Origin of the sequence: Amycolatopsis sp. NPDC049688 (assembly GCF_040674975.1) — a bacterium.
Lineage (GTDB): Bacteria > Actinomycetota > Actinomycetes > Mycobacteriales > Pseudonocardiaceae > Amycolatopsis.
This window is the reverse complement of sequence record NZ_JBFANY010000006.1, coordinates 442,220-448,803: the sequence shown is the minus strand read 5'-3', so window position 1 is coordinate 448,803 and position 6,584 is coordinate 442,220. Positions and strand designations below refer to the sequence as shown.

Below are 6,584 nucleotides of genomic sequence, written 5' to 3'. Positions count from 1 at the left end.
CCTGGCCGGTGTGTGTCTCCGGCGGGCGGCACCGCGTCAAGGCGGGAAAGCGTGCCTTGACCCGGTGCCGCCGGCCGTGTTGGGGCTTCGGATCGGGGTTGCGGGGGGCCTGGGCGCCGTGTGGTCCAGTCAGCCCCCGCCCTCCCTGGGGGGCGTGCCCTTGTCCAGCCTATCGGGACCCTCCGACGAAAAGCCGGAAACGGGGGCTCGCAAGCCCCCGTTGTCCACATCACGGCCTGGGTGGGGACAACCGGTCAGGAGTGGCTTGGGGAGGGTGCCGGCAGGGCGCTCGGGTGGTAGTCCGCCGCCACGAGCAACGGGCCCTCCGAATTCGTCGGGGGCCGGAACGACAAGACCCAGAACGAGCCCTTCTTGCTCGGTACCACGCCGCCTCGTGCTGCCCGGATCTCCACGCCGTCGCGGTCGGCCAGGGTGCTCACCAGGTCCGGGATCACTCCGCCCTGGCTGCACACCACCGGTGTTCCGCCGTCGCCCGCCAGGGCCAGCAGGCGGGCCACCCCCAGGACCGGGTCCGGCCAGTAGCCCTCTTCCGACAGCAGGGGCTCGTGGCGCACCTCGGCGCCGATGTCCTCCGCCACGCCGTGGACCGTCTGCACGCACCGCAGGCGGGGGGCCGACAGCACCCGGTCCGGTCCGAACAACGTCAGCACCCGGCGCAGGGCCGCCGCCTGGCGCTGGCCCGCCTCCGACAGGGGGCGGAGGTCGTCGTCGCCGGTCCACTCGTCGCGCTTGCCCGCCTTGGCGTGGCGGACCAGCAGGACCGTCGTCAGGCCCACCGGCAACTCGCAGAACGACCGCAGCACCCGCACGTCCTCGGGCCGCGTCAGCGCTTTCTCGGCCGCCGCCGGTTCGAGCCAGCGCAGCTCGTCGACCTCGTCGTTCGGCGTGAACTCGCCGGTGGCCGCTTCCGCCGCGAAGTAGTCGACCGTCTTCGGCACCGTTCCGGAACCGTGCTTCGACGGCACCGGGTACGCCGTCCGGGTCAGGTAGCGGCCCAGGACCGCGGCGAAGCCGGTCTCCTCCCGCACTTCCCGGACCGCCGCCTCGGCGATCGTCTCGCCCGGGTCGAGCTTTCCCTTCGGCAACGACCAGTCGTCGTACCGCGGGCGGTGCACCAGGGCGACTTCCGTCACCCCTCCGGCGACGCGCCACAGCACCGCGCCGGCCGCCCGTACCTCCTGGGTCATCCGGCGGCCCCGTGCAGCTTCGCCAGCTCCAGCTGGTGGTCCCGCACCCGCGAGCCGTCGGCCGGGAACGGCGACCACTCGCCGCTCGCGGTCAGCACCCAGCACCGCGTCGCCGGGTCGAGCGCCGAGTCGAAGATGTTGTCGAGCTGCGCCGTGAGCTTCGGGTCCTTGACGCGGACCAGTGCCTCGATCCGGCGGTCCAGGTTGCGGTGCATCATGTCCGCGCTGCCGATCCAGTGCGTGCCGCCGGCGCGGAAGTTGAAGATCCGCGAGTGCTCCAGGAACCGGCCGAGGATCGACCGGACGTGGATGTTCTCCGACAGCCCTTCGACGCCGGGCTTGAGCGTGCAGATCCCGCGCACCACGATCTCGACCGGCACCCCGGCCTGCGACGCATGGTAGAGCGCGTCGATGACCTGCTCGTCGACCAGCGAGTTGCACTTGATCCGGATCCCGGCGTCCTGCCCCGCCCGCGCCAGCTCGATCTCTTCGCCGATCGCGCGCACGATGCCGCGGCGGATGCCGTGCGGCGACGTCAGGATCGTCCGGTAGGTGTCCTGGCGCGAGTAGCCGGTGAGCACGTTGAACAGGTCGGTGACATCGGCGCCGATGCTCGGGTCGGCGGTGAACAGGCCGATGTCCTCGTAGAGCCGCGCTGTCTTCGGGTTGTAGTTGCCGGTGCCGATGTGGCAGTAGCGGCGGATCGTCGCGCCCTCCTGGCGCACGATCATCGACACCTTGCAGTGCGTCTTCAGCCCGACCAGGCCGTACACGACGTGCACGCCCGCGCGCTCCAGCGTCCGCGCCCAGGTGATGTTCGCCTGCTCGTCGAAGCGTGCCTTGATCTCGACCAGCGCGACGACCTGCTTGCCGGCCTCGGCCGCGTCGATCAGCGCGTCGACGATCGGCGAGTCGCCGGACGTCCGGTACAGCGTCTGCTTGATCGCGAGGACCTTCGAGTCGGCCGCCGCCTGCTCGATGAACCGCTGCACGCTGGTCGAGAACGAGTCGTACGGGTGGTGCACCAGCACGTCGCCCTCGCGCAGCGTCGCGAACACGCTCTTCGGCGTCTCGCGCTCGCCGAACGCCGGGTGCGTCGCCGGGACGAACGGCCGGTCCTTCAGCTCCTTGCGGTCCACTCCGGACAGCTGGTGCAGGCAGGTCAGGTCGAGCAGCCCGGGCACCTCGACGACGTCGGCCGGGTCGACGTCCAGCTCGCGCAGCAGCAGCTCGAGCATGTGCTCGCTCATGTCCTGCGCGACCTCGAGGCGCACCGGCGGGCCGAAGCGGCGCTGCGCCAGCTCGCGCTCGAGGGCCTGGAGGAGGTCCTCGTCGCGGTCCTCGTCGACCTCGAAGTCGGCGTTGCGGGTGACGCGGAAGACGTGGTGCTCGGTGACGTCCATGCCGGTGAACAGCTCGCCCAGATGCGCCGAGATCAGCTCTTCGAGGGGCAGGAACGTCGCCGTCCGGCTGGAGCGATCGGTCTCGACGCGCATCAGGCGCGGCACGTTGCTCGGCACCTTCACCCGGGCGAAGCGCTCGGTGCCGCCTTCCGGGTCGCGGACCGTCACCGCGAGGTTGAGCGACAGGCCCGAGATGTAGGGGAACGGGTGCGCCGGGTCGACGGCCAGGGGCGTCAGGACCGGGAAGATCTGCTCGGAGAAGTAACTCGACAGCCGGAGCTGGTCGGCGCCGGCCAGGTCGGCCCAGCCGACGATGTGGATGTCCTCCTCGGCCAGCTGGGGGCGCAGGTGCTTCTCGAACGCGCCGGTCTGCCGCTCGACCAGGTCCTGGTTGCGCTTGGCGATGTAGCCGAGCTGCTCGCGCGGGGTGAGGCCGTCCGCGCTGCGGACCAGCAGGCCGGTCTCGTCGCGGCGCTTCAGCCCGGCGACGCGGACCATGTAGAACTCGTCCAGATTGGACGCGAAGATGGCGAGGAACTTCGCCCGCTCCAGCAGCGGCTGCGACTCGTCCTCGGCCAGCGCGAGCACGCGGGCGTTGAAGTCCTGCCACGACAGCTCGCGGTTGAAGTACCGGTCGTCCGGCAGCGTCTCGACGGCGGTCGGCGCGGCGGTGACCGCGGGCGGCGCCGACGGGACGGCCCGGAACTCCTCGGCGTTGCGGGCGTTGCCCTGCGTGGAGCTGCGCCGCCGGGTCGTCGCCGGGGTGGCCGCCGCGGCGGTGGTCTTGCGGGTGCGCGCCTTGCCGGCGGTGGCACGGGCGGCGGCGTCGCGCGCCGTGGACTTCGACGGGACCTTCTTGGCCGCGGCCGGTTTGGCCGCGTTCGTCCGGGCGGCCGTCTTCTTCGCCGTCTCCGAAGATCCGTTCGCCGGGTTCCGTCGCCTCCGCGGTGCGGGCGTGCCGCCGTCGTCTGTGCTCACGGCCCCCATTCTTCACTAAGCCGCGCCGGATTGCGCAGGCCGCGGTGAAGGTCAGATGAACAGCTCGGCAGTGTGTTTTCCGACACCGAGGGCGCGCACGTGGGCGAGATCATCGGGGGTGTCGACGTCGCTGCGCAGGGTCGGGAGGGCCTGGCGCAGGGGGATCGCGCCGGAAGCGGCGTGCTGCCGCGCCGAGCCGGGCCCGAACCGGGGATCGAGGGGCTCGCCGGGCGCGGCCAGCAGGAGGGTGGTGCCGGTGCCCTGCCGATCGGCGGCGAAGGCCCGCTTCCCGGCGGCCTCGGTGAGGGCGGCGGTCAGGTCGCCGGCGGTCAGCGCGGGAAGATCGGCTTGGAGCGCGCCGACGACGGCGCCCGGATCGTCGGCTTTCAGCAGCGCTTCGCCGTGGCGGAAGGCGGCGTTGAGGGACTTCTCGGCGGGTTCGGCTGGTTCGGCGACGATCTCGATGCCGAGCTCGGCGAGCGCTTTGACGGCCTGCGGATCGGCGGCGACGAGCAGCACCCGCCGCACTCGCCCGGCCGACACGACGGCGGCGAGCGTGTCGGCGGCCAGCGCGAGGACCAGCCCCGGGTGCCGATCCGCCGCGACGGCACCACGCAGCCGCGACTTGCCGTCGCGGGGGTGTTTCATCGGCACGACCAGATCCACGTCCACGTGTCCATCTTTACCGGAAAGCCGGGGCGGGGGTGGGCGGGTGGGGTGGGTTGTCCACAGGTGACGGGTGTTGTGGACAACTTGGGGGTGGGGGCGGGCTGGGGGCGGGTTTTGTCGGTCGGGGTGGATACGGTCGGTTCGGGGGTGGGGCCCGGGGGATGGCGGCCCCCTTGGGTGGGTGGGCTGTGGGTGGGTGGGCTGTGGGTCGGCCAAGCCGCAGCGAACCGGCGGCCTCGGTGCCGATCGAGCCCAAGCCGGCCAGCGTTCTTGGCGCCGGTTGAGCCGCAGGGGCCAGCGGTCTTGGCGCTGATCGAGCCGCGGCAGGTCAGCGGCCTCGGTGCCGGCCGAGCCCAAGCCGACCAGCGGTCCCGGCACCGCCCACGCCGTGCGCCGCCGGCACACCCCGGCACCACCGAAACCGGTCGCGAGCTGCTCGAACCCACCCTCCCTGGACTGCTCCGAGCCCGGCGCGGCAGGATCAACGCCGGACGTTGCACATGGAGGAGGAGATCGTGGCCCGGCGTGAAAAGGGTGGCTTCTGGGTGGGGTTGGCCGCCGTTCTGTTCTACCCCCTCACCCGCATTGCGCGGCGGGTCTACGTCGGGGCCGAAAAGATTCCGCGGCAGGGGCCCGCTCTGCTCGTCCTGAACCACATCTCGCACCTCGATCCCGCCGTCGATGCCGTCTTCGTGCACCGGCAGAAGCGCGTCCCGCGGTTCCTCTACAAGGAGAGCCTGCAGCGCGCGCCGATCCTCGGGCCGATCGTCTCGGGGTCCGGGCAGATCCCCGTCTCGCGGGGGTCGGCCGCCGCCGGGGACAGTCTCAAGGCTGCTCACCAGGCCCTTCAGGACGGCAAGATCGTCGTCATCTACCCCGAGGGCACCATCACCAAGGACCCGGCCGGCTGGCCGAAGGAGTCCTTCACCGGCGCCGCGCGGCTCGCGCTGCAGAACGACGTCCCCGTCATCCCCATCGCCCGCTGGGGGACCAGCCAGATCTTCAACGGCTACACGAAGAAGTTCACGCCCTTCCCGCGCAAGACCATCACCCACTCCGTCGGCGACCCGCTCGACCTCTCCGCCTACCGCGGCGGCAACACGCGCAGCGCGTCGAAACTGCGTGAGGTCACCAAGATCATGATGGACGACGTCACCCGGCTGCTCGCCGAGATCCGGCACGAGGAACCCCCGGCCGCGAAGCCGGAGGATCCCGCCTGATGCGCGCCGACGTGCAGCGGGTCACCGTGCTCGGGGCCGGTTCGTGGGGCACCGCCTTCGCCAAGGTGCTCGGCGACGCCGGGCGGGACGTCACCGTGTGGGCGCGCCGCGAGGAGGTCGCCGAGGACATCCGGGAGCGGCACACCAACCGTGCCTACCTGCCCGGCGTGGCCCTCCCGGAGAACATCACCGCCACCAGCGATCCCGCGGAAGCGACGAAGAACGCCGAAGCCGTCGTCCTGGCCGTGCCCAGCCAGAGCCTGCGCGCCAACCTGACCGCGTGGCGGGCACTGCTGCCCGAGGACGCCATCCTCGTCAGCCTCGCCAAGGGCGTCGAGCTCGGCACGCTCAAGCGGATGAGCGAGGTGATCGGCGAAATCGTCGGGATCGATCCGAACGAGGTCGTCGTCGTCACCGGGCCGAACCTGGCCAAGGAGATCGCCGCCGGGCAGCCGTCGGCCTCCGTGCTGGCCTGCGCCGACCACGAACGCGCGGTCGCGATCCAGCGGGCCTGCGCCAACTCCTACTTCCGGCCCTACACCAACACCGACGTCGTCGGCTGCGAGCTCGGCGGCGCCTGCAAGAACGTCATCGCGCTCAGCACCGGCATGGCCGCGGGCCTCGGCCTCGGCACGAACACCATGGCGACGCTCATCACCCGCGGCCTGGCCGAGATGGCCCGGCTCGGCGCGAAGCTCGGCGCCGACCCGCTGACCTTCGCCGGGCTGGCCGGGGTCGGCGACCTGGTCGCGACCTGCTCGTCGCCGCTTTCGCGCAACCGCACCTTCGGGGAGCGGCTCGGCCGCGGCGAGACCCTCGAGCAGGCGCAGGCGGCCGCCGGCGGGCAGGTCGCCGAGGGGGTCATGTCGTGCTCGTCGATCCGGGCGCTGGCGCAGAGCCTCGGCGTGGACATGCCGATCACCGACGCCATGCACCGCGTCTGCCACGAGGGCGTCGACCCCCGCCAGGCCGGCGCGGAGCTGCTCGGGCGGTCGCAGAAACACGAATGGTCCTGATCCGTGGGACGGCTTGACCGGGAAGGACGCGGCTGCGACTCTGGTCGCATGTTCGCGTACGCCATGTCCGAGTCGTGGGGCCGCATGGGC

The 6,584-nt window shown here is 71.9% G+C and carries 5 protein-coding genes; 2 read left to right on the top strand and 3 right to left on the bottom strand.

Going from position 1 to position 6,584, the window contains the following annotated elements; all coding sequences use genetic code 11:
- Positions 1–254: 254 nt before the first annotated feature.
- The 3 genes from AB0J55_RS23275 to cofC are packed head-to-tail and all read right to left on the bottom strand — an operon-like array spanning position 255 to position 4,261.
- Positions 255–1,208, bottom strand: coding sequence for an NUDIX hydrolase (locus AB0J55_RS23275; RefSeq protein ID WP_364251915.1), 954 nt, complete (start codon positions 1,206–1,208; stop codon positions 255–257).
- On the bottom strand, positions 1,205–3,598 hold the full coding sequence (locus AB0J55_RS23270; protein ID WP_364251913.1) for an RNA degradosome polyphosphate kinase: 2,394 nt from the start codon (positions 3,596–3,598) through the stop codon (positions 1,205–1,207). Before AB0J55_RS23270 ends, AB0J55_RS23275 begins: the two co-directional genes overlap by 4 nt.
- Before the next feature lie 42 nt (positions 3,599–3,640).
- Positions 3,641–4,261: a 2-phospho-L-lactate guanylyltransferase gene (gene cofC / locus AB0J55_RS23265; RefSeq protein ID WP_364251910.1), complete on the bottom strand. Its 621-nt coding sequence runs from the start codon at positions 4,259–4,261 to the stop codon at positions 3,641–3,643.
- A 497-nt stretch (positions 4,262–4,758) separates the two neighbouring features.
- Here cofC and AB0J55_RS23260 point away from each other — a divergent pair, with 497 nt between their 5' ends.
- Together AB0J55_RS23260 and AB0J55_RS23255 are read left to right on the top strand one after the other, a co-directional pair.
- The gene (locus AB0J55_RS23260; protein WP_364251907.1) at positions 4,759–5,478 is read left to right on the top strand and encodes a lysophospholipid acyltransferase family protein; all 720 of its coding nucleotides are present in this window, start codon (positions 4,759–4,761) and stop codon (positions 5,476–5,478) included.
- Positions 5,478–6,494: an NAD(P)H-dependent glycerol-3-phosphate dehydrogenase gene (locus AB0J55_RS23255; protein ID WP_364251904.1), complete on the top strand. Its 1,017-nt coding sequence runs from the start codon at positions 5,478–5,480 to the stop codon at positions 6,492–6,494. The genes AB0J55_RS23260 and AB0J55_RS23255 overlap by 1 nt, the downstream gene beginning before the upstream one ends.
- Positions 6,495–6,584: the final 90 nt, after the last annotated feature.

Coding starts and splice junctions, on each gene's coding strand:
- AB0J55_RS23275 (WP_364251915.1), bottom strand. CDS start 1,208: ATGACCCAGGAGGTACGGGCGGCCGGCGCGGTGCTGTGGCGCGTCGCC.
- AB0J55_RS23270 (WP_364251913.1), bottom strand. CDS start 3,598: ATGGGGGCCGTGAGCACAGACGACGGCGGCACGCCCGCACCGCGGAGG.
- AB0J55_RS23260 (WP_364251907.1), top strand. CDS start 4,759: ATGGAGGAGGAGATCGTGGCCCGGCGTGAAAAGGGTGGCTTCTGGGTG.
- AB0J55_RS23255 (WP_364251904.1), top strand. CDS start 5,478: ATGCGCGCCGACGTGCAGCGGGTCACCGTGCTCGGGGCCGGTTCGTGG.